The sequence below is a fragment of the Opitutia bacterium genome (assembly GCA_016217545.1).
Lineage (GTDB): Bacteria > Verrucomicrobiota > Verrucomicrobiia > Opitutales > Opitutaceae > Didemnitutus.
Map to the genome: position 1 here is coordinate 209,188 of JACRHT010000004.1, position 22,904 is coordinate 232,091.

Annotated in this window: 17 protein-coding genes; 10 read left to right on the forward strand and 7 right to left on the reverse strand. The window is 66.7% G+C overall.

The window, feature by feature from the left end; genetic code table 11:
* Nucleotides 1–3: 3 nt before the first annotated feature.
* Together HZA32_04610 and HZA32_04615 are read right to left on the reverse strand one after the other, a co-directional pair.
* The gene (locus HZA32_04610) at nucleotides 4–1,431 is read right to left on the reverse strand and encodes an NAD(P)-dependent oxidoreductase (protein ID MBI5423343.1); all 1,428 of its coding nucleotides are present in this window, start codon (nucleotides 1,429–1,431) and stop codon (nucleotides 4–6) included.
* A gap of 164 nt (nucleotides 1,432–1,595) precedes the next feature.
* Nucleotides 1,596–2,666 (reverse strand): helix-turn-helix domain-containing protein, encoded by a 1,071-nt coding sequence (locus HZA32_04615; protein ID MBI5423344.1) that lies wholly within the window; start codon nucleotides 2,664–2,666, stop codon nucleotides 1,596–1,598.
* On the opposite strand from HZA32_04615, the gene HZA32_04620 reads away from it, so the two are divergent.
* A complete protein-coding gene (locus HZA32_04620) occupies nucleotides 2,614–3,429 on the forward strand; it encodes an MBL fold metallo-hydrolase (GenBank protein MBI5423345.1) in 816 nt (271 codons plus the stop codon). The genes HZA32_04615 and HZA32_04620 overlap by 53 nt on opposite strands.
* 22 nt (nucleotides 3,430–3,451) lie before the next feature.
* On the opposite strand, the gene HZA32_04625 is transcribed toward HZA32_04620, so the two are convergent.
* From HZA32_04625 to HZA32_04635, 3 genes are all read right to left on the reverse strand, one after another.
* Nucleotides 3,452–4,624, reverse strand: a complete 1,173-nt coding sequence (locus HZA32_04625) for a PAS domain-containing protein (protein MBI5423346.1) — start codon at nucleotides 4,622–4,624, stop codon at nucleotides 3,452–3,454.
* A gap of 84 nt (nucleotides 4,625–4,708) precedes the next feature.
* Nucleotides 4,709–5,494 (reverse strand): ribonuclease HII, encoded by a 786-nt coding sequence (locus tag HZA32_04630; protein ID MBI5423347.1) that lies wholly within the window; start codon nucleotides 5,492–5,494, stop codon nucleotides 4,709–4,711.
* Between the two features lie 112 nt (nucleotides 5,495–5,606).
* Complete coding sequence (locus HZA32_04635) at nucleotides 5,607–6,617, reverse strand: ribonuclease HIII (GenBank protein MBI5423348.1); 1,011 nt, start codon at nucleotides 6,615–6,617, stop codon at nucleotides 5,607–5,609.
* Nucleotides 6,618–6,660: 43 nt separating this feature from the next.
* On the opposite strand from HZA32_04635, the gene HZA32_04640 reads away from it, so the two are divergent.
* Nucleotides 6,661–7,767 (forward strand): A/G-specific adenine glycosylase, encoded by a 1,107-nt coding sequence (locus HZA32_04640; GenBank protein ID MBI5423349.1) that lies wholly within the window; start codon nucleotides 6,661–6,663, stop codon nucleotides 7,765–7,767.
* 150 nt (nucleotides 7,768–7,917) lie between these two features.
* On the opposite strand, the gene HZA32_04645 is transcribed toward HZA32_04640, so the two are convergent.
* Nucleotides 7,918–8,808 carry a sugar phosphate isomerase/epimerase gene (locus HZA32_04645; protein MBI5423350.1) on the reverse strand — a complete coding sequence of 297 codons (891 nt, stop codon included), beginning with the start codon at nucleotides 8,806–8,808 and terminating at the stop codon, nucleotides 7,918–7,920.
* Nucleotides 8,809–9,011: 203 nt separating this feature from the next.
* Nucleotides 9,012–9,209, reverse strand: coding sequence for a 30S ribosomal protein S21 (gene rpsU, locus HZA32_04650; protein ID MBI5423351.1), 198 nt, complete (start codon nucleotides 9,207–9,209; stop codon nucleotides 9,012–9,014).
* Between the two features lie 113 nt (nucleotides 9,210–9,322).
* On the opposite strand from rpsU, the gene dnaE reads away from it, so the two are divergent.
* The 8 genes from dnaE to HZA32_04690 all read left to right on the forward strand — a co-directional run bounded on the left by dnaE (nucleotide 9,323) and on the right by HZA32_04690 (nucleotide 22,838).
* Nucleotides 9,323–13,210 (forward strand): DNA polymerase III subunit alpha, encoded by a 3,888-nt coding sequence (gene dnaE, locus HZA32_04655; GenBank protein MBI5423352.1) that lies wholly within the window; start codon nucleotides 9,323–9,325, stop codon nucleotides 13,208–13,210.
* Between the two features lie 404 nt (nucleotides 13,211–13,614).
* Nucleotides 13,615–15,147: a TolC family protein gene (locus HZA32_04660; GenBank protein MBI5423353.1), complete on the forward strand. Its 1,533-nt coding sequence runs from the start codon at nucleotides 13,615–13,617 to the stop codon at nucleotides 15,145–15,147.
* Between the two features lie 10 nt (nucleotides 15,148–15,157).
* A complete protein-coding gene (locus tag HZA32_04665) occupies nucleotides 15,158–16,156 on the forward strand; it encodes a PhnD/SsuA/transferrin family substrate-binding protein (protein ID MBI5423354.1) in 999 nt (332 codons plus the stop codon).
* Nucleotides 16,153–17,076 carry a PhnD/SsuA/transferrin family substrate-binding protein gene (locus HZA32_04670; protein ID MBI5423355.1) on the forward strand — a complete coding sequence of 308 codons (924 nt, stop codon included), beginning with the start codon at nucleotides 16,153–16,155 and terminating at the stop codon, nucleotides 17,074–17,076. The genes HZA32_04665 and HZA32_04670 overlap by 4 nt, the downstream gene beginning before the upstream one ends.
* Nucleotides 17,073–17,981: a PhnD/SsuA/transferrin family substrate-binding protein gene (locus HZA32_04675; protein MBI5423356.1), complete on the forward strand. Its 909-nt coding sequence runs from the start codon at nucleotides 17,073–17,075 to the stop codon at nucleotides 17,979–17,981. The genes HZA32_04670 and HZA32_04675 overlap by 4 nt, the downstream gene beginning before the upstream one ends.
* Nucleotides 17,978–19,024: a PhnD/SsuA/transferrin family substrate-binding protein gene (locus HZA32_04680; GenBank protein ID MBI5423357.1), complete on the forward strand. Its 1,047-nt coding sequence runs from the start codon at nucleotides 17,978–17,980 to the stop codon at nucleotides 19,022–19,024. The genes HZA32_04675 and HZA32_04680 overlap by 4 nt, the downstream gene beginning before the upstream one ends.
* Entirely contained in the window at nucleotides 19,021–20,727 is a 1,707-nt protein-coding gene (locus tag HZA32_04685) for a HAMP domain-containing protein (GenBank protein MBI5423358.1), read from the forward strand. The genes HZA32_04680 and HZA32_04685 overlap by 4 nt, the downstream gene beginning before the upstream one ends.
* Nucleotides 20,724–22,838 carry a response regulator gene (locus HZA32_04690; GenBank protein ID MBI5423359.1) on the forward strand — a complete coding sequence of 705 codons (2,115 nt, stop codon included), beginning with the start codon at nucleotides 20,724–20,726 and terminating at the stop codon, nucleotides 22,836–22,838. The genes HZA32_04685 and HZA32_04690 overlap by 4 nt, the downstream gene beginning before the upstream one ends.
* Nucleotides 22,839–22,904: the final 66 nt, after the last annotated feature.

Genomic DNA, 22,904 nt, shown 5'->3' on the forward strand with positions numbered 1-22,904 from the left:
GGCTCACGCCGGCACGCGCTGCTCCGTCACCCAGCGGTGGATGCCTTGCGCCGCCTTCCGCCCGTCTCGCACCGCGTGCACGACGAGGCTCGGACCGCGCACTGAGTCGCCGCCGGCAAACACGCCCGCGACGCTGGTCATCTGGTTACGATCGACCTTCAAGCCGTCCCAGTCGTCCACCTCGATCTGCGCGAACGCGCTGCCCTCGGGCCACGGCACCGGATCGAAACCGTAGGCGACGAGCACGATGTCCGCCGCGATCGCGAATTCCGAGTTCGGCACCGCACGCGGCTTGCGCCGGCCGGACGCGTCGGGCGCACCGAGCTCCATGCGCGTGCACCGCACCTCGATCACGTCGCCGTTCGCATTGCCGACGACTTCCGTCGGGTTGGTGAGAAACAGGAAACGCGCGCCCTCCTCCGTCGCGTTGGCGTATTCCTTGCGGCTGCCCGGCATGTTCGCGAGGTCGCGGCGATAGACGCACGTCACCTCGCTCGCGCCGCTGCGCAGCGCCGTCCGCAAACAATCCATCGCCGTGTCGCCGCCACCGAGCACGACCACGCGCTTGCCCGTCACGTCGACCTGCGCGCCTTCCGCGAGCGGCGAGTCGACGTTCTTCGGAATCAGGAACGGCAGCGCGTCAACGATGCCGTGCAAATTCGCGCCCGGGATATCGAGCGGCTTCGGCTTCTGCGCGCCGACGCCGAGGAAGATCGCGTCGAACTTCTCGCGCATTTCCTCCAGCGCAACGTCCCAACCGACGCGCACACCCAGCTTGAATTCCACGCCGCGCCGCACGAGCAGATCGACGCGGCGCTCGACCACATGCTTCTCGAGCTTGAACGCCGGGATGCCATTCACCAGCAAGCCGCCGGGAATCAACTGCGACTCGAAGACCGTGACGCCGTAGCCGAGCTTCGCGAGTTCGTCCGCGCACGCGAGTCCGCCCGGGCCGGAGCCGACCACCGCCACCCGCCGGCCGTTCGCGGGCGCCTGCAGGAGTTCGAAACCGCCGTGCCGGAACGCGTATTCGTTGATGAACCGCTCGACGGCGCCGATCGCCACCGCGTCCGTCTTCGAGGTGAGGATGCACGAACCCTCGCAGAGTTTCTCCTGCGGACACACGCGGGAGCAGATCTCCGGCATGTTGCTCGTGCTGCGCGACAGCGCGGCCGCCCCGAGAAAATCGCCCGCCGCCGTCAGCGCCAGCCATTCGGGGATGCGGTTGTTGAGCGGGCACGCCTGCACGCAGCCGGGCGTCGGACACTGGATGCAACGCGCCGCCTGCGCGCGCACGGTCGCCTCGTCGAACTCACGGTAGATCTCGTGAAAATCCGCCACACGTTCCTCCGCGGTCCGCTTCGGGGGCGAAGCGCGCCCGATGGTGGACCACGCATACTTGGACGTCTGGGGTTGGAGCTGCGGCGGCATCGTGGACTCCGGCATCGTGATTGTGCCCTGTCGTGGAAGATGTTGCGCCTCGCGGTTTGCGTAAGGCTGCGCACGTCTTGCGGCGCGGCCGTCACCCCCATCGACACAATCCACCGGCGCTTCACCGCGGACATCGCGCACGCCGCCCGGCGCCGGCGTGCGGATCAAAGGTGCCGCTTGCGAAACTGCGCGGGCGTGAGCCCGGTTTCCCGCGAAAAGATCGTCCGAAAAAACGCCGGCTGCGAAAACCCGCAACGATCGGCGACTGCGTCAACGGTCAGCCGTTCGTCGGTTAGCAACTCTTTCGCCTGCTCGATGCGTTTCAACTGCAGGTATTTTCCCGGCGAGACTCCATAGGTTTCGTCGAAGGCGCGATGGAACGTGCGGACGCTCATGCGGCAGATTTCCGCCATCTCGGGAATCGTCGGCGGCCGGGCCAGTTTCGCCGCGATGACCTTTTCGAGTGCCTCGAATTTCTCCCGATTGCGCGGCTGGAGCACCAACGTGGTCGCATAGGCGGATTGCTTCTCGCGGACGCTGTCCGCCAGCAGATGGCGCCCGAGCTCCCGGCAAAACGACCGGTCGCAATGCCGGCCCACGATGTGCAGCGCGAGATCGACCGCCGACAGCAACCCGCCCGCCGTCACAAACCCGGGCTGCTCGCACAGCAACGCGCGCGGATTCCACCGCACCTGCGGAAACCGCTTCGCCGCGAACTCCGCCCAACGCCAGTGCGTCGTCGCCTCGAGCCCGTCGAGGAGCCCGGCCCCCGCTGGCAGGAAACTCCCCAGACACGCCGCCGCGATCGTCAGCTCCCGCCGGTGCGCCCCGACGAGGAAGCGCGACTCGCCATCGTCGACCTCGAAGTCGCCCGAGAACCCCTCCATCGGCGGCACCAGCAGATAGCCCCGCGTAGGGAGCCGGCGCGCCACACGCGGCAACGTTAGCCCGTGCTTGAAACGATAGGGCCCCGCGCGATCCGCGACAAACTCCGGCGCAAAGACCGCGCGACCGGACAACCGATTCGCCACTTCAAAGACCATTTCCAAGAGCAGCGCGAAGCCGAGCGAACTCCGGCGGTGCAGATAAATCGAGAGGGGAACGGGTGATGGCATGTTAGGATCCGTGATTGGCAGTTTAATAACTTTGAACGCGATTCTGTCACGCGAAAGATCGAGCCCCATGAACGCCCTCTCCACCTCGATCCTCACCTTCACGCTGATCGGCGGTCCCACGGTCCTGCTCGACTACCACGGGCTGCGCCTGATCACCGATCCGACCTTCGACGCCTGCGGTTGCGCCTACACGCGCAACCACGTGACCCTGCGCAAGACCAGTTCGCCAGCCTGCACGCCGGCCGAACTCGGACGCATCGACGCCGTGCTGCTCAGCCACGACCAGCACGCCGACAATCTCGACGACGCTGGCCGCGCCCTGCTCGGCCGCGTGCCGCTCACCTTGACGACGCCGGTGGGCGCCGGCCGGCTCGGCGGCACGGCGCGCGGTTTGGCGCCTTGGGAGTCGGTGACGCTGACCGCGCCCGACGGGGCCGCCGTGCGGATCACCGCCACGCCGGCACGGCACGGTCCCGCCGGCATCGAGCGACTCGCCGGGGATGTGACGGGCTTCATGATCGAGGCGGAGGGCACGCCGGCCGTCTACGTGACCGGCGACACCGTCTACTACGAAGGCGTGGCGGAGATCGCGCGTCGGTTTTCCCCGGAGGTGATCCTTGCCTTCGCCGGCGCCGCGCGGCCGCGTGGTCCGATGGACCTGACGATGTCGGCCAACGACCTGCTCGACACCGCTCAAGCGTTTCCCCGCGCACTCATTCTCCCGGTGCATTCTGAAGGCTGGGAGCACTTCACCCTCCCGGCCGAAGCGGCGCGACAGGTGTTCGAAAATCTCGGCCAAGGTCCACGCATGGAACTGCTCACGCGCGGACGTCCATTCACTTACCCGAAGCCGCCCACGTCCGAAGCGCCTGCGTCAGAATAACGCTGCGCACCCGGCACCGCCGTCACTTCAGCATCCGCACGCGTCGGTGCTTTTGCGGGAATTGCAACGTCACGACCGTGCCGACGCCTTCCTTGCTCTCGATGCCGACGTGACCGCCGTGATCGCGCAGGATGCGCTGCACGATCATGAGGCCGAGACCGTGGCCGCTCGGTTTCGTCGTGTGGTAAGGCGAAAAAAGTTTCGCCATGTCCGCCGCCTTGATGCCGCTGCCGGTGTCCGCGAAGGCCACGAAAACCGAGTCGTCGTCCGTGCGCACGCGCACGCTCAGCCGCCCGCCGGGCGACATCGCCTCCATCGCGTTCTTCACGAGATTGAAGAACACCTGCTTCAACTGGTCGCGATCCGCCATGATCACCGGCGTGCTCGCGGGCAACTCCCCGTCGACGCGGATGCCGCGATCGGCGAGTTCGCGCGACTGGAAGCGCAGCACGTCCTCGATCACCTCCACGAGATTGACGTCCGAGAGATCCGGCGGACGCGGCCGGATGGCCTCGAGGAAGTTCTTGATGATGCCGTCGAGCCGCGCGACCTCGTCCGAGCACACCCGCACCGACTCGGCAAGCGCGTCGCCGTCCTTCGTGCCGCGGAGTTTCTTCAGCCGCCGCTCGATCAATTGCAGGTGGATAGTGAGCGAGTTGAGCGGATTGCCGAGCTCGTGCGCCACGCCGGCGGCGAGCAACAGGATCGACGAGACGCGCTCGTTCTCGATCAGCTCCTCGGTGGTCTTCTTCTCGCTCGTGATGTCGGTCAGGATGATCGCGTAGCGCATCCCACCGTTGGCGCCCTCGTGGAACGGCACGCGATAGAGCCGAACCACGCGTGGCTGCGGATAATTCAGTTCGAATTCGCGCGTGACGAGCGGCGAGCCGCTGCCCCCTGCGTCGTCCGCCTCTCCTCCGCCGAGCGAAGCGCGCAGTCCCGGCACCAACCGCCAAAGCGAGGCGCCCGTCGCGCCCTCCTTCAAGCCGATCAGCCGCATCGCCGCTTCGTTCGCGTAGTCGATTTCGCCATCGGCATCGATCACCAGCACGCCTTCCTGCAGCGTGTTGAACACCGACTCGAGCAGCGCGCGCTCACGCACGAGCCGCTGCACGAGATTCTGCAGGTTGGCCTGGTCGAGTTGATCGAGCCGGCCGAGAACCTTGTCGAGGGAGCTGTGCTTCTTGCCTGCCATGCGGACGCGTTCGCTAATCAGCACGCCCCGGCGCGGGGCGTCAAGGTAGGGCGCGGACTCCCGGCGGCGAAGGGACTCGCCGCCCTACCCTTTGTCCTCCACCGCCTCCTCGCCGAAGAAAGTCAGCTGCCCTTCCAGGTCGCGCGGCTGCGCGAAGAGCTTGCGGAGGAAGCTGTCGCGGTGCGCGACGCAGCGTCCGAGCTTCAGCACCGCCTCGCGATGCTCCTCCGTGCCGTAGCCCTTGTGCTGCGCGAAGCCGTAGGCGTCGTGCACCTTGTCGAGCTCGTCCATCATCCGATCGCGCGTCACCTTCGCGATGATCGACGCCATCGCGATGCACAGCGAACGCGCATCTCCGTTCACGAGCCCCTCGTGCGGATACGGGAAATGCCGCAGCGGCAGGCCGTCGACGAGCACCTTGCACGAGACTGTCGGCTGAAACGCCGCGCGCTCCGCTTCGCTCGCGAAAAGATCCGGCTCCGTCTTCCGCTCGAACGCCATCGGCGGATAAATCTGCTCGAGTGCGCGGCGCATCGCGAGCTTCGTGGCGCCGAGGATGTTCAGCGTCTCGATCTCCGCGACGCTCGCCACGCCGAACGTCGCGTGGATTTGCCCGGCGCGAGCCAGTTCGTCGAACTCCGTCCAAAGCTCCGCGCGTTCCTCCGCGCTGAGCTGCTTCGAGTCGTTCACGCGCCCGCTCTTCGCGACGGCCCATTTCCCCTCGAGAAATTCCCGCGACACCAGCACCGCGCCGGCCACGACCGGGCCCGCCAGCGCGCCGCGCCCGGCTTCGTCGACGCCGATCAGCCCCTCGAAGCCGTAAATCTGCTTGAGGTCGAACGCGCGGAGTTGTCGGCGTTTCACCGCCATGGCTTTCCCGTGGGAGCGAGCTTGCTCGCGACGGCGGCGCGTGGGTCGCGAGCAAGCTCGCTCCCACAGTCTCGTCCGTTTCGTTCGGATTGGGAAAACATCGCCGCTCGCATCACCGGCGCCACTCCGTCTTCTCCTTCGGCTCCTTCAGCGGCAGCTCGTCGAGCTTGCCCGCGGCGGAGACGACCTCGTAGCTCGTGCGGAAGTGCAGCTTGGCGAACCGCGGCAGCGTCCGCGCGCCCAGCCGCTCCACGATCGCCGCGGCCTGCGCCTTGGCCTGCGCGCCGGCGCCGAATTGCAATTTCTCGCCGAACTCGCGCGCCAAGTCCCGCATCTGCCGCACGAACTCCGCGCGAGCCACGACCGACGCCGCAGCCACCACCGGGTCCGACTCGGCCTTGGTGCGCATCTCGAGGTTGAAGCGCTCGAGTCCACGCTTCTTCAGCTCGCGCTGCACGAGCGGTTCCTTGGAAAACTGGTCGAGCAGGCCGCGCGGCACCCATTTTTTCTGCAACGCCGCCTCGAGCGCCCGCGCGTGCTGCCACGCGAGCAGGCGGTTCAGGTTCGCGGCGGGCTTCAGCATGAGCTCGTTGTATTTCGCCATGCTGCAGTAGACCACTTCCACGACCGCGCCCGGCGTGCCGCGGATGAGTTCGTCGAGCTTCAGGATTTGCGAATCCTCGATGCTCTTCGAGTCGCGCACGCCGGCGGCGCGCCACGCTTCAATCTGCGGGCGCTCGGCGATGACGGTCGCGGCCACGACCGGCCCGAAGAGGTCGCCCTTGCCCGATTCGTCGAGGCCCGCGTGCGGCTCGAACCACTCGGGGTGATGCACGTCGTCGTAGCCGAGTTGGGCGAGGCCGGTGACCTCGGCCTCGATCACGTTCTGCACGAAATCCTCCGTCTCCTTGCCCGCGACGACGACCTTCCCGCTCGTGTAGGCCGTCACGTTGACCTTCGGGCCCTTGAACGCGAACCGCGCATACGGCACCTCGACCTCCTCCCAATACTTCTTCGCCACGGCGGCGCGCAGTTTTTCCATCTGCGCATCGTCGAGCTTGATCGTGTAAGTGGTCAGCGCCTTCGGCTTTTCTTCCGCGGCGTCGTCGAACCGTTTCGGCATGGGAAAAGAGGGCCACAAAAGCCGCAAAAAGCGCAAAGGGAAAATGCCGTTTTGCGTCACGATATCCCTTCCCATTCCTCCGGCTTTTGTGCTTTCTGCGCCTTCTGTGGCCCCCAGCTCCGTTTCCGCGCAACTCATCGCTCGCCGCGCCGATTTCCAAGCCGCCCTCCACGGCTGGTATCGCGTCCACCAGCGCCGGCTGCCGTGGCGCGAAGCCCCGTCGCTCTACAAGACGGTCGTCTCGGAGTTCATGCTGCAACAGACGCAGGTCGCGACCGTGTTGCCCTACTTCGATCGGTGGCTGCGCGAGCTGCCGGATTTCGCCGCGCTGGCCGCCGCGCCGGAGACGAAGGTGATGAAACTCTGGGAAGGCCTCGGCTACTACTCGCGCGCGCGCAACCTCCACAAACTCGCGCAGGCCGTCGTCGCGAGGCCCACGCCGCCGCGCGCGCCCGCCGACTGGCGCGAGTTGCCGGGCATCGGTCCCTACACTTCCGCCGCGATCACGAGCATCGCATTCGGCGAACCCGCCGCGTGCGTCGACGGCAACGTCGTGCGCATCCTCGCCCGCCTCACCGGCGAGACGAAGCGCTTTGCCACGGGCGTCGACGCCGCGAAGCACTTCACGGCGCTCGCCGACGCGCTCATCGTCGGCGCGGATCCGGGCACGCACAACCAGGCGATGATGGAACTCGGCGCGACCGTCTGCTTCCGCGCCAAGCCGCTCTGCCTCACGTGCCCCGTCGCCGACTTCTGCGCCGCCCGTCGCGCGGGCAACCAGGACACGCTGCCGCGTTTCGCGCCGAAGCAGATCGAGCAGAAATCCGTGACGCGCATCTTCGTCCTCGATCGCGACCGCCTGCTCCTGCGCCGCGGCGGCGCCCAGGCGAAACGCCTCGCCGGCGTGCACGAGTTGCCGGAGGCACACGATCTCGGCATCAAACCCGACGCCGCCACTCTGCTCGCGACGAAGCGCCGCACGATCACGCGCTTTCAGATCACGGAGCAGATCCACGCCATCAAAGCCGACGCCTCGCTCCGCAAACGCATCGCCGCCGACGGCGCACTCGAGTGGGTCGCACGCAGCGAGCTCGACCGCGTCACGCTTTCCGGTCCGCACAAGCGCTGGATCGCGGAGTTGCTCGGGTGACGCGAGGTGGAACGCGTTGACCGCAACGCGTTCGGGAATTTTCGCCCCGGACGCGCACAGAGCGCGTTGGGGTCAACGCGCTCCACCCACGGCGTTCGCCCACGCTCAGCGCGCCGAGACGACTTGCGCGGCCGGCCCAGCGATCCGGTCCTACCCGCCAAACCGATTCCGAATCAGCAGCTCCGCACGCTGCTTTGAGACGAGCACATCCTCGACGGTCAGACGCGGGCTGAATTCGAGCACGAGCGTGTGGTCGGGCCGCCAGAACTCGCTCACCATTGCGAAGTCGATCTTGCCCGAGCCGATCGCTTGATGATCGTGGCCGTCGTCGCTCACGTCATGCAAATGGAAGCCGATGGCGCGCGGTGCGTTCTTCGTGAGGTGCTCGCGATGATTGATGACGCCGAGGCTCTCCTTGATGTGCGCGTGGCCGGTGTCGTGCCAGTAACCGGCAAGCAGTTCCGGCGGCAGCGACTCGACGTATTGCGCGTAATCGTCGTCGAGCGGCAGCTCCTCGAGCTTCTCGCGATTTTCGAGGGCCAGCGCCACGCCGTTCTTCGTCGCGTAGGGCAACAGCTCCGCGATGCTCGCGCGCGTGTTGTCCCAGAAAATCTGTTTTTGCGCCCGCAGCTTGCTCATAACGCCCGCGAGGAGTTTCTGATAGGCGGCGTCTTTCGTGACATCCTCGCCAGTATACGCCTCGACGTAGCGCTCGATCTTCCGCACGGGATTCAGCCAGAAGAACTCGAAATTGCCGAGGTGCAGCACGAGTTTCTTCGCGCCGACCTGCGCGGCGAACTCCACGGAGCGTTTGCTGTGGCGGAGCCACTGCTCGCGTTCGCGGCGGTCCTTCGCGCTCGGCACGTAGAGATTCGGCGCCGCGTGCGTGATGCCGGTCGGGAGCGGGCAGAAATTGTGGCACGAGGAAATCTTGATCACACCCTCCTCCACCGCGCGCAGGATGCCGGGCACAAGCGTGATCCGGACACCGTGGCTGAGCTCCGCCCACTCGAACCCGAGTGAGGCCATTTCCTTGAGCATCTCGTAGCCGTCCTGATGCCGCTGCGAGAGCCAGCAAGAGGACAGCGAAAGGATGGGCTTCATGAGTGAGCTATCACTAGGACAAGAGTTTGCGCCTGATGCAAGCAACGTGCTGCCGGCTGGACGCGGGCCATTCGGCCAATAAAAAACCGGCCACGCGCACTAGGCAGCGGCCGGTTCGGAAAACGGGAGCGACGCGGAACTCAGTTGGCGTAGCGGGCGCGGAGCATCGCGGTGAAGGCCGCGACCTTATCCTTGCGGCGGCGCTTCTCGCACGGCTTTTCGTAGTAACGCTTCGCGCGCACGTCTTTGATGATGTTCTCGCGGTCGAGCTTCTTCTTCATGCGGCGCAGCGCACGGTCGATCGGCTCGTTTTTGCGCATTTTGATCTCGATGGACATGGGAAAGGGAGTGGGTGGAAGGTGTCGAAAGGTCCAGAAAGAAGCCGGGGGCCTTCGAGCGCGTCAACAGCTATTTTTAAAGGTAGGGCGGGACCGCTGGGCCCGCCGTTCCGATGAACGTCCTGGCGGCGGGTCCAGCGGCTCCGCCCTACCCCACGTTCGCGGCAAACCCTTTCAATTCCACGAGTTTTCCACATCCCCATGAATCGCCTTGCGACACCCCACCCGCAGGCTTCCGATGCCTCCCCGTGGCCGCCGCAGACACCAATTTCATCCATCTTCACGTCCACACCGACTACAGCCTGCTCGACGGTGCCTGCCGCATCGACCGCCTAATGGGCCGCGCCAAAGCCCTCGGGATGACCGCCCTCGCGCTCACCGACCACGGCAACATGTATGGCGCGATCGAGTTCTTCAACGCCGCCAAATCCAACGGCATCAAGCCGCTCATCGGCTGCGAAATCTACCTGACCGAAACGTCCGCGCTGGAAAAGACCGGCCGCTCCGAAGACGGCAAGAGCTACTACCACATGGGCCTGCTCGCGCGGAATCTGCAGGGCTACCAAAACCTCCTCAAACTCGTCTCCTACGCGCACCTCAAGGGCTTTTACTACAAGCCGCGCGCCGACATGGAGACGCTCGCGAAATACTCCGGCGGCCTCATCGGCTTCACCGGTTGCCTCGCCGCCATCGTGCCGCAGCACCTGCTCCACGACCGCTACGAACAGGCGCGCCAAGCCTGCGGGCGCTTCGTCGAGATCTTCGGCCGCGAGAACTTCTTCGTCGAAATCCAGGACCACGGCATCCCCGAGCAGCGCAAAATCATCCCCGGCCTGCTCAAGCTCGGCGAGGAGTTCGGCCTGAAGGTCATCTGCACAAACGACGTCCACTACGTGAACCACGAGGACGCCGGCCCGCACGACTCGCTCCTCTGCATCCAGACCGGCGCGAAAGTCGCCGAGACGGACCGCATGAAATTCGACGGCACGCAGTTCTACCTGAAGTCGCGCGCCGAGATGGAAAAAATCTTCGGCGAAGTCCCCGAATCCATCACCAACACCCAAGGCGTCGCCGAAATGTGCGACGTCGCGATCCCGTTCCCCAAAGGCTCCGAGCGCTACCCGAAATATCCGCTCCCGGTCGAAATCAGGGACCAGCTCACGCCCGGCGAATACCTCGAGCAGCTCTGTCACGAAGGCCTCAAGAAGCGCTACAACTTCGCCTACGACGACGTCGCCTCGCGCCCCGCCGTCGCCGAGCGCCTCGCAAAACTCACCAACCTTCCCGCCGGCCAGAAGCCCGTCGCGCCCGACTACAACGGCCTGCCGCTCGAAGAGGAACTCGTCGTGCGCCTCGCCTTCGAGCTCTCGATCATCCGCGTCACGGGTTTCATCGACTACTTCCTCGTCGTTTGGGATTTCATCCACTGGGCGAAAGAAAAGGCCATCCCCGTCGGCCCCGGCCGCGGCTCCGGCGCCGGCTGTCTCGTCGCCTACGTGCTCGGGATCACCAACCTCGACCCGATCCGCTTCAAGCTGCTCTTCGAGCGCTTCCTCAACCCCGAGCGCGTCTCGCCGCCGGACTTCGACATCGACTTCTGCATGCGCCGCCGCGGCGAAGTCATCGACTACGTCCGCCAGAAATACGGCAACGACTGCGTCGCCAACATCATCACCTACGGCACGCTCGGCGCGAAGATGGTCGTGCGCGACGTCTCGCGCGTCCACGATCTGCCCTTCGCCGAAGCCGACCGCCTCGCCAAGATGATCCCCGACGAGCTCAACATCGAGCTCAAGGCCGCCATCGAAAAATCCGCCGAGCTCCGCACGGAATACGAAAAAAACCCCGTCGCGAAGAAGATCCTCGATCAAGGCCTCGTCCTCGAGGGCATGGTGCGCAACACCGGCAAGCACGCCGCCGGCATCATCATCACCGACAAGCCGCTCGACGAGTTCGTCCCGCTCACGCTCCAGGAAGGCGACGTGACGGTGCAATACGACATGAACGCCGTCGGCAAACTCGGCCTGCTGAAGATGGACTTCCTCGGCCTGAAGACGCTGACCGTCATCGCCGACGCCGTCGCCAACGTCCGCCGCACCGCCAATCCCACCTTCGACATCGAGACCATCCCGCTCGACGACCCGAAGACCTACGTGATGCTCAACGCCGGCAAGACCGTCGGCGTGTTCCAGCTCGAATCCGGCGGCATGCAGAACGCCTGCAAGCAGGTCGGCGTGACCGACATCAACGACATCAACGCCATCTGCGCCCTCTACCGCCCGGGCCCGATGCAGTTCATCCCCGACTACGCGCGCGGCAAACGCGACCCGTCGACCGTCGCTTACCCGCACCAACTTCTCGAACAGTCGCTCAAGGAAACCTACGGCATCATCGTTTACCAAGAGCAGGTCATGGAGTGCGCGAAGATCATCGCCGGTTACACGCTCGGCGGCGCCGACATGCTCCGCCGCGCGATGGGCAAGAAGGACGCCGAAGCGATGGCGAAGGAGCGCATCAAGTTCGTCGAAGGCGCGAAGCGCGTGAACAACATCGGCGAAGCCAAAGCCAACGAAATCTTCGACCTGCTGAACAAGTTCGCGAACTACGGCTTCAACAAATCGCACTCCGCGTCCTACGCGCTCGTCAGCTACCAGACGGCGTATCTCAAGGCGAACTACCCGGTCGAGTTCATGGCCGCCGTGCTGACCGCCGAACTCGGCAACGCGGAAAAAGTTTCCCACTTCATCGCCGAAGCCGAAGCGATGGGCATTCAGGTGCTGGGCCCGGACGTGAATGAATCGCGTGGAGATTTCACGCCGGTGGTGAAGAAAGCTGAGAGCTCAGAGTCTAGAGCTCAGAGCAAGAAAGACGGTTCGACACTCTCAGCTCTAGACTCTCAGCTCTCAGCTGCGAATGGCTCCGGAGGCGCCATTCGCTTCGGCCTCGCCGGCATCAAGGGCGTGGGCGAACTCGCCGCGGCCAAGATCATCGAGGAGCGCGAAGCCAACGGCCCGTTCGCGGACTTCGCCGACTTCGTTCGTCGCGTCGACGGCCGCGCGATCAACAAGCGCGTGCTCGAGCACCTCGTTAAGACCGGCGCGTTCGACTACAGCCACGCGCCGCGCAAGCCGCTCTTCGACGGCATCGACGCCGCCCTCGCCGGCGCCGCCGCGCACGCCCGCGACAAAGCCGCTGGCCAGCACAGCTTCATGGACATGCTCGCGGACGAAGCGCCGAAAAAGAAATCGTCCAAAGCTCTCAGCTCTCAGCCCTCCGCTCTCGGCTCGCCGGATTCCGCCACCGACTTCACCTCGCAAGAGCGCCTCCAGTTCGAGAAGGAACTCCTCGGCTTCTACGTCTCCGGCCACCCGCTCAACGCCTACGCCGGCCTCGCCGAGGCGCTCAGCACGCACACCGAGGAGACCGTTCTCCTCGAAGGCGATCGCGTCGAGTTCCGCCTCGCCGGCCTGATGAGCGGCATCACCAAGCGCCTCTCGAAACGCGATAACCGCCCGTGGGCCTTCTTCAACCTCGCGAGCCGCCGCGCGACGATCTCGGTCAACATGTATGCCGACGCCTACGAGACCTACGGCAAGATCCTCGCGGAAAATTTGCCCGTCGTCCTCCTCGGATCCGTGATGAAAGGTAACGACGGAGCGCGTCTGAACATCAAAGAGGTCTACCACCTCGACGCCTACGTCCCGAACAACATCCGCAAGGTCACGTGGCTCCTTAAGCCCGACCACCCGGGCGTCACCGATTTCCTGCCGAAACTCCGCAAAGCCATCGACGCCGCCAACGGCGACACGAAGGTCGAGATCGCCTTCCTCTTCGAAGGTCGCGTCGCACCGATCGCGGAAACCTCGTTCGCCCTCAAGTGGCGCGTGACCGGCACCGCGTTCCAGAGCCTGCGCAGCCACCCCGCCGTCGTCGGCGCCCTGATCGAAGCCCGCGCTCCCGAGCTGAAGGAAGTCCGCCGCTGGGGCAAACGCAGCGGCTGATCCGGCAACGCTTCAAGGTCCCGCCGAAGACTTGGCGAAGGCCGCTGAGGCAAACGCCACCGCGTCCGCTGTCGCCCGCCAAAACCGTCGCGCACGCCGCCGCGTAGCGCGACTGACCTTCCCATTCCGCAGCCGCATCCCGCGTGCAACGAAACCTGCGCAACCCTTGTGAAGTTCACGGCGTTTCTTGCCGATCCAGAGGTCCCCTCTGGTCGCGCCCCGTTAAGTTCTGCCATCGTGAGACGATCCATTCAGCACCCGCTGATTTGGCCAACTCATCGGAATCGTCCAAGCGCCCCCCGAGTTTGAACGCGACCCGATGAGTCGGCTCGATCGGGAATAGCGCGCGGCGCGCGTGGATTTCACGCGGGAAAATTCTCCCACTCCAACTTCCTTCCCGCCCGATGCCCACTTCCTCAGTCAATCGTTTCAGCCGACCACTTTCGTGTCTGGCGCTGCTCGCGCTGCTGATCCCCTTCCTCGCGGCCGCCGAGAACCCCGCCGCTCCTGCGCGCCAACTCACGCTCGAGCAATGTCTCGCCGAAGCCCAGCGCAACAATCATCGCGCTCCCGCCTCCCGCTTCGCCGTCGCCGCCGCCGAGGCGCAACACCGTCAGGCGCTGTCCGCCTATTGGCCGCAAGTGAACCTCTCGGGCGGCGTCCAACGCCTGGACGAGCCGCCGAATTTCGTCTTCCCCGCCGGCTACATGGGCGTGCCCGGCCAAAGCGTCACCGTCCCCGCGAGCACCGCGCTGATCACCGTTCCCGCCGGCGTGCTCGGACCGACCGCGGTGCAACTCCCCGTCGCCGTCCCCGCGCAAACCGTCGCGACCGCGCCGCAAATTTTCCCCATCCCCGCCCAGGACGTGCAACTCATGCAACGCGACAGCACCACCGCCTTGCTCGACGCGAAGTGGCTGCTCTTCGACGGCGGCATGCGCCGCGGCTTCACCGAGCAAACGCAGGCCGCCATCGCCGCCATGAAGGAGGAGGCGCGCCGCACCGACCTCGAAGTCGCCGACACCGTCCACCGCTACTACTACGGCGCCATCCTCGCCCGCGCGCTCAGCCAGCTCGGCCGCGACACGCTCGTCCGCATGGAGACGACGCTCAGCCTCACCGAGACGATGTTCCAAGGCGGCAGCACGCGCGTCACGAAAGCCGACTACCTCGACAACAAAATCATGGTCGAGTCCATCCGCGCGCTCGTCGCTTCACTCGAGAAAAACGAAGCCATGGCCCAAGCCGCGCTGGCCAACGCCATCGGTCTCTCTTGGCGCGACAACGTCGTCCCCACCGATCAGGAAATTCCACTCGTCCCGTTCAACGGCGACCTCGAGCAACTCGTCGGCACCGCCTACCGCTTCAGCCCCGACTGGAACCGCTATGAAGCCGGCGTCCGCGCCGCCGAGGGCGCCGTGCGCACCGCGCGCAGCGGCTACGCCCCGAAAATCGCGCTCACCGGCACCGTCCATCGTTGGTGGAACAGCGCCGACGGCGGCCTCTCCACCGATCGCAACCGCGACGGCTGGACGCTCGGCCTCGGTTTCGAGCTGCCCGTCTTCGACGGCATGCGCACCAAGGCCAAGGTCGCCGAAACCAAGGCGCGCCTCGAGCAGCTGCGCGAGCAAGGCTTCCTCCTCCGCGAGGGCATCGGCCTGCAGGTGAAAGACATCTTCCTCGGCCTCACCGCCGCGTCGAAGTCCTGCGCCGCCACCCAATCCGCCATGCAAGCCGCGGTGGAAAACCGCGATCTCAACACCCGCGCCTACCAACAAGAGCTCGTCGACACCGAGAAAGTCATCCGCGCCCAGCTCATGGAAGCGCTCATGACCGCCCAGCACCTCAAGGCGCGCTACGATCTCGTCGCCCTGCAATCCAGCCTCTCGCTCGTGATCGGCACCGAGGTGTTGCGACAAATCCAAGCCTCACCTTAGCGCCCATGTCGTGACAATTTCCCGCGCCACCTTCCGCGACTCCCGCGCCGAAAGAACCCTCTTTCGGCGCTTCGCGTTGGGCGTGCTCGCGGGCCTCGCGCTCGCCCTCGTCGCCGCCGCCAAGCCGCCGGACCTGTTTCGCCTCGGCTTCTGCTCCTCCATGTTGGCCGGCGTGAACGACAACGATGCCCGCGCCTCCCTGCGCGCGCTGTCGTCCGTCGTGTCCCGCGAGCGCGGCATCAAGGCCGACCCCGAGCCCGTCCTGCTCAGCGGCGCCGACGCGCTGGCGGACGCTCTCGTCTCGGCCGAGGTCGATGCGGTCGCGACGACCGTCGACGAATACTGGGCCTCCGCCGGCCGCGTCCGGTTCGATCGCTTCCTCATGGGCACGCACAACGGCGACCCCGCCGAACGCTACGTCCTGCTCGTCCGGCGCGACACCGGCTTTGCCGAGCCGACCGCCTTGCGCGGCCACAGCCTCGCGCTTCACAGCGCGCCGCGAATGCGCCTCGGTTACTTGTGGCTCGAAGTCGTGCTCGCTCGCGCCGATGCCTCGCCGGTCACCGATTTTTTCTCCCGTCTCGATCGGACGCCGAAACTTTCCAAGGCGGTGCTCGACGTGTTTTTCAAACGGATCGACGCCTGCCTCGTCACGCAACGGGCGTTCGCCGCCGTCGCGGAGATGAATCCGCAGGTCGGCAAGGAACTCGCGCCCATCGCGACCTCGCCGGATTTGGTGCCGAGCTTCTTCGGCTTCCGCTCCGGCATGGACCCGGCGTTCCTCGAAAAAGTGGTCCGCGAGCTCGGCAGCGTGCACCACACTCCCGCCGGCAAGCAGGCGATCACGATCTTCCAAGTCGGCGACCTCGGCGAATTCGGCGCCGAGTCCCTCGCCCCCGCCCTCGCGCTGCTCGACGAGTATCGCGCCCGCCGGCCCGATGAAGCCGCGCGACTCATCGCGAGCCTGCGCACCAGCGGCGCCGGCCCGCTCGCGGAGGCCGTGCCATGAGTCGCACGCGCCCGCTCCTTTTTCTTCTGCTGCTCGCCGCGGCCGCGCTGGCCCACGCCGCGCCGTCGCCCGACTCGGTCGCCCCTCTTCTCGTCCGCGGCGCCCTCCTCCGCTCCGGGCTTTCGCCACTGAATGAGAACGACGCCCGGGCCGCCATCAACGCGCTCACCCAGAAAATCTGCGCCACGCTCGGCTACGCGGTCCAGACTCGCGTCGAGGTTTTCCCGACCCGCGCCGACCTGAAGGCGGCGCTCGAAGCCCAGCGCATCCAAGTCGTCCTCATCGGGCCGTGGGACCTCCTCGCCTTGCAAATGCGCAATCGCATCGACACCGGCTACACCACCGTCATCGGCGGCCACACCTCCACGCGCTGGCTCCTGCTCGCGCGCGCGGAGCGCTCGTTCCACGGCCTCGCCGACCTGCGCGGCAAGAATGTGCTGGTCCTGCACAACCTCACCTCGCTGCTCGGCACGGCGTGGACCGAGACGCGATTGCTCGAACTCCACGCCGCCCCGCCGCCCCAGTTTTTTTCCAACTACGCCGTGGTCGAAAAACCCTCCGCCGCCGTGCTGCCCGTGTTTTTCGGCAAGGCCGACGCCTGCATCGTCGACGAGGATTCCTTCGCCGTCCTGCGCAACCTGAACCCGCAAATCGGCCGCCACCTCGTCGCCATCGAGATCTCCGAACCGTTCCTCAACCCGGTCATCGCCCTGACGCGCGACGGCTGGGCGAGCGAGCGCCTGCGCACCGACGTGCTCTCCAAGTTCGCCACGCTCGGCGACGAGCCCGCCGGCCGCCAGCTGCTGACCCTTTTCAAATGCGACCGGCTCACCCCGATCCAACCCGGAGCCTTCGACACCGTCGAGGCACTGTTCCGCCGCAACCTCGAACTGCGCGCCAAGGAGTTCGTCCCGCAATGAAACGCGCCCTCCCGCTTCTGGCCCTGCTCGCGCTTCTCGCCGTCCCCGCGCGCACGCAACCGCCCACCGGCGAGGTCCCCGACCTGCGCGCCCGCGTGGCCTACACCCGCACCATCCTGCGCACCACAAACGAGAACGATTTCCGCACCGCGATGCGCGCCTACACGAAGGTCATCGCCGACAATTTCCACATCATCACCGTCCCCGACGAATTGATCTACGATACGAGCGCGCAACTGGAGGACGCGCTGCGGCGCGGCACCATCGAGGTGGTCGCCGGCACCGCCCGCGAGGTTCTCGCCGTCGATCCCGCCCTCCTCGACACCCCGTATTTCGCTTCGCATCGGTCCGGCGCGGTCGGCAGCCACTACGTGATCGTCGTGCACGCGCAGAGCAACATTGCGCAACTCGCCGACCTGTCCGGCTGCCGCGTCGCTGTCTTCGACGGCCCCCAAGGCTGCCTGGCCCGCCCGTGGCTCGAGGTCGCCTGCGCGCAAGCCTCCCTGCCCGCGCTTCCGGCTTCCCTGCGCGAACTCCGCCTCGTCGCCAAGCCCTCCCAGGCCGTGCTGCCCGTCTTCTTCCGACAGATCGAGGCGTGCATCACCACGCGGGAAAGCCTCGCGGTCCTCGCCGAACTCAATCCGCAAATCTCCCGCCAGCTGCGCATCATCGCCACCTCGCCCCGCCTCGTTCCCGTCCTCACCGCCTTGCGCCACGGCATCGATCCGGCCCTGCACGCCCGCGTGATCGAGGCGATCACCACCGTCGACTCGCTGCCGGCCGGGCGACAAGTGCTCACCCTTTTCCAAACCGAGGAAGTGCATCCCGTCGATGAGGACACCCTCGCCGGCACCCGCCAACTCCTCGCCGACCACGCCCGACTCGCCGCCCGCGCCAAACCGTGAACTCCTTCCGCCCACCCTGTCGTCCCGCCGGCCCGTCCGGCCGCGCGCGCCGGACACGCTCCCCCGGCCGCCTCGGCGCGACGCTGCTCGCCGCGTGCGGGATCGCCTTCCTCTCGCCGCTTGTTCACGCCGCCTCCTACGCGCCGCTCGTTTCGCGCGGCGGCTACTCGCGCAAACTCGCCCCGCAAGTCGACGGCGCCGATCTCCGCAACACCCTCGCCGTCTACTCGCGACTGATTTCCGACGCCAACAAGCTCGTCGCCGACCCCAGCCAGCCCGTCTACGACTCCGCCGCCGAGATGGCGCGCTCGCTCCAAGCCGGCGAAGTCGACGTGATTGTCGGCCCGGCCGAGGAAGTCCTTTCGATTCCTCCGCCGTTGAGCGAACCGCCTGTTCTCGTCACGGCCCAACGCGGCCGAACCGGCGTCGAATACGTCCTGCTCGTGCACGTCGACGGGCCCGTCCACACGCTCGCCGATCTCCGCGGCGCCCGGCTCAACCTCGTCGACAGCCCCACCGGCAGTCTGGCTCCGGTCTGGCTCGACGACCTGCTCGCCAGCCGCGGCCTCCCCACCACCGAGCAGTGCAAGGAAGTCCGCCGCTACCCCAAACCCACGCTCGCCGCCCTGCCGGTTTTTTTCCGCCAAGCCGATGCCTGCGTGCTGCCGCGCGCCACGTTCGAGGTGCTGTGCGAGCTGAACCCCGCGCTCCACCGCTCCCTGCGCCCCATCGCGGAGTCGCCCAAGCTCTTTCCGCTGGTCGCCGTCTTCCGCAACGCCCTGCCGGTGAAACTGAAGTCATCCATCCTACAGGCCATCGCCACGCTGCCCGCCAACGAAACCGGCCGCCAGCTGCTCACGCTGCTCCAAGTCGACCGCGTCGAGCCCTGCGACGAGACCTCCATCGCCGCCACCCGCCAGCTGCTCGCGCGCCACGCCACGCGGCACCCCTCGGTCGGCGGCCCCGGCTTCACCCGCGCGCCTCGGGGCGCCCCGCCCGCCGCCATCGCCCGTGTTTCCCCTGTCAATCCACTCGTTCCATGAGCAGTGACACTTCCCCCGGCCTCACCGTCTCGCGCCTCGGCATCACCCTGCGCACCGCTCTGCTCGCCTGGCTCATCGCCCTGATCACCCTCACGGTGTTCGTCCTGTCGGTCGTCCCGCGCCAGAAACAGACCTTCATCGAGAACCTCCGCTCGAAGGCCTACGGCTCCGCCGTTTCTCTCGGCGAAATCGCCGCCACCGCCGTCGTGAACGAGGACTACAGCAGCGTCGTCGACTACTGCATGGAGATGCTCAAGCGCGATCCGGCCGTCGACTACATCGTCATCACCCGCAACGACGGCTTCTCGCTCGTCCACGATCGCTCCTCCTGGGAGACCCGCAATCTCACCGGCCGCTGGGTGCCCGCCACCCGCGTCGCCTTCGGCGGCATCGAAAAGACACCCGTGTTCGACCGCCGCGTTTACGCCTACTCGCACCCCTTCTCCTACTCCGGCATCGAGTGGGGCTGGATTCATGTCGGCCTGAAACTCGACGCTTACGACCAGAGCATCGCCGAGCTCTACCGCCGCACCGCGCTCGTCGCCGCCTTCTGCCTCGTTTTCAGCCTCGTCGCCTCGTTCCTCTACGCGCGCCACATCGTCAGCCCCGTCCTGAAACTCCAGGGCGTCGTCCGTCGCGTCGCCTCCGGCGACCTCTCCGCCCGCGCCACCGTGGACCGCACCGACGAGATCGGCGAACTCGCCCGGTCCGTCAACGCCATGACCGAGGCCATCCTCGTCCGCGATCGCACGCTGCAGGAAACCAATCTCCGCCTCGAGGAACGCACCCGCGAGCTCCGCGCCCAGAAGGAAGCCGCCGAACGCGCCCACGCCGAACTCGTCGAAACCCAGCGCCGCCTCTTCGAAGCCTCGCGGATGGCCGGCATGGCGCAGGTCGCCACCGGCATCCTCCACAACGTCGGCAACGTCCTCAACTCGGTCAACATCTCCACCAACATCCTGCGCGACGAACTCTCCTCCAACGCCCACCTCAGCCTGCTCCAGCGCACCGCCGACCTGCTCCGCGACCAGGGCGACGCCGCCCCGCGCTTCATCGGCGAGGACTCGCGCGGCCGCCACATCCCGGAACTCATCGTCGAAATCGGCCAGGGCGTCTCCCAATGCCGCGCCAACCTCGGCCGCGAGCTCGCCTCGCTCGCCGAGAACGTCGACCACATCAAGCAGATCGTCGCCGTCCAGCAAAGCTACGCCAAGGCCGGCGGCCTCCTCCAAACCTTCGACCCCACCGATTTGTTCAACGACGCCGTCCGCGTCGCCCACGCCTCGCTGCACCGCCACCACGTGCAGATCCACACCGACTACGCCACCGAACGCCCGTCGATCCAGACCGACCGCCACCTCGCCCTCCAAATCCTCGTCAACCTCGTCCAGAACGCCATCGCCGCTGTGAAAGTGCGCCAGCACGACGACCGCCACATCACCCTCCAGCTCCGCGTCGAAGGCCAGAAACTCCAGTTCGTCGTCGCCGACAACGGCGTCGGCATCGCTCCCGAGGACCGGCAGCGCCTCTTCCAACACGGCTTCACCACGCGCAAGGACGGCCACGGCTTCGGCCTGCACTCCGGCGCGCTCGCCGCCACCAATCTCGGCGGCGCCCTCGGCGTCGCCAGCGACGGCCTCGATCGCGGCGCCATCTTCACCCTCGAACTGCCGGTCACCAACCCCGCGTTGCCCGTCGCATGAAATCTTCCGTCCCACCCGTCTATCGGGTCCTCATCGTCGACGACACTGCGTCGATCCACCAGGACTTCACCAAGGTGCTCGCCACTCCGGCGGCTCCGTCGCGCACTACTCTCGACGACCTCGCCGGCGCCGTGTTCGGCGACGCCCCGCCCACGCCCGCGAAGGGGCCCTATCCCACCTTCGAGCTGCACTCCGCCTTCCAAGGCGCCGAGGCGCTCCAACTCGTCCGCCGCGCCGTCGCCGAAGACCGTCCATACTCCCTCGCCTTCGTCGACATGCGCATGCCGCCCGGCTGGGACGGACTCGAGACCACCAGCCAGCTCTGGTCTGTCGATCCCGACATTCAGGTGGTCATCTGCACCGCCTACTCCGACCACAGCTGGGCCTCGATCAGCGAGCGCCTCGGTCGCTCCCACAATCTCCTCATCCTCAAGAAACCCTTCGACCACGTCGAAGCGCTCCAGCTCGCCCACGCCCTCACGCACAAGTGGGAACTCACCCGCGCCCAGCGCGCGCAGGTGGCTGAGCTCGATCGCATGGTCAACGAGCGCACCCACCAGCTCGCCACCGCGGAACAGCGCTTCGCCGAGGCCTTCAACGCCACACCCATTCCGCAGGCAATCGTGGCGCACGAACCCGCGTTCGAAGTCCTCGCCGTCAACGACGCCTTCCGGCGCGAGCTCCGGCTTTCCCTCGAAGACTGCGTCCACGCCACTCCCGAAACCTTCGGCCGCGGCCTCGATCCGGCCCGCTGGCGCAACCTCCTCGCTCGCGTCGTCGCCGGCGAGCACGTCGACGACTACGCTTTCCTCTACCACCCGCAGCCCGGCGTCGAACGCCACCTCCGCTGCTCCGCGCGCGCCACCACCATCGACGGCCGCCGCTGCTCCATCTGGCTCCTGCGCGACGTCACGCATCAACTCGAGACCGAGCAACAGCTCCGCCAGTCGCAGAAGCTCGAAGCCGTCGGCCAGCTCTCAGCCGGCGTCGCCCACGATTTCAACAACCTGCTCACCGTCATCCACGGCTACACCTCCGAACTTCTGGCCACCGACCCCAGCAAGGAAGTCCGGCGCATGCTCGAACCCGTGCAAACGGCCGCCTCGCGCGCCGCCTCGCTCACCCGACAGCTCCTCGTCTTCAGCCGCAAACAGGTCACGCAACCCGAGCTCGTCAGCCCCAACGACATCCTCGACGAACTCCGCCCGCTCCTCCGCCGCCTCATCGGCACCGACATCGATTTCCAATGGGACATCGCTCCGTCGCTCCCGCCCATCATGGCCGACCCGGCCAGCATCGAGCAGATCGTCGTCAACCTCGTCGTGAACGCGCGCGACGCCATGCCCAACGGCGGACGCATCCACGTCTCCGCCTCCCGCGTCACCGTCGGCCCCGAGATGATCGCCCGCCAGATCGACGCGCGCCCCGGCGAATTCATCCAAGTCTCCATCGCCGACACCGGCACCGGCATCCCGCCGGAAATTCTCCCGCGCATCTTCGAGCCGTTCTTCACCACCAAGGATGCCGGCAAAGGCACCGGCCTCGGCCTTTCCACGGTCTACTCCATCATCCACCAACACGGCGGCTGGATCACCGTCCAAAGCCAGCGCGGAGCCGGCACCACGTTCACCTTCTTCCATCCCACCGTGGCGGTTCCCGCTCCCGACGTGCCGACCGAGCACGCGCCGGCCGCCGCAGCCCTTTCGTCCGCGCCGCGCTCCATCCGCCGCATCCTCGTGGCTGAGGACGACCCCGTGGTCCACGAACTCCTCTCCGCGGTCTTCGCTCGCAAAGGCATCGCCTGCGACATCGCCATGGACGGCGTCGCCGCCCTCGCCTACTGGCGCAGCCGGCCCGACGACTACGATCTCGTCGTCAGCGACATGGTCATGCCCAAAGGCGTCTCCGGCCTGCGTCTCATCCGCGAGATTCGCAACCAGCGCCCGAAACTCCCGGCCATTCTCATGTCCGGCTACTCCGCCGTCCTCGCCGATCCCACCGCACTCGACGACGTCCCGGGCGGCCCGCCCAAGCTGCTCCTCAAGCCGTTTTTCCCGAACGATCTCCTCTCCGCGATGAACGAGGTCCTCGCCGCCGCCCCGACGGACTGATTCTCACGTCGACCGCCGACCGACGACGAAAAGTTTGACGCCCCTGCGCACGCCGCGCAGGTTCCG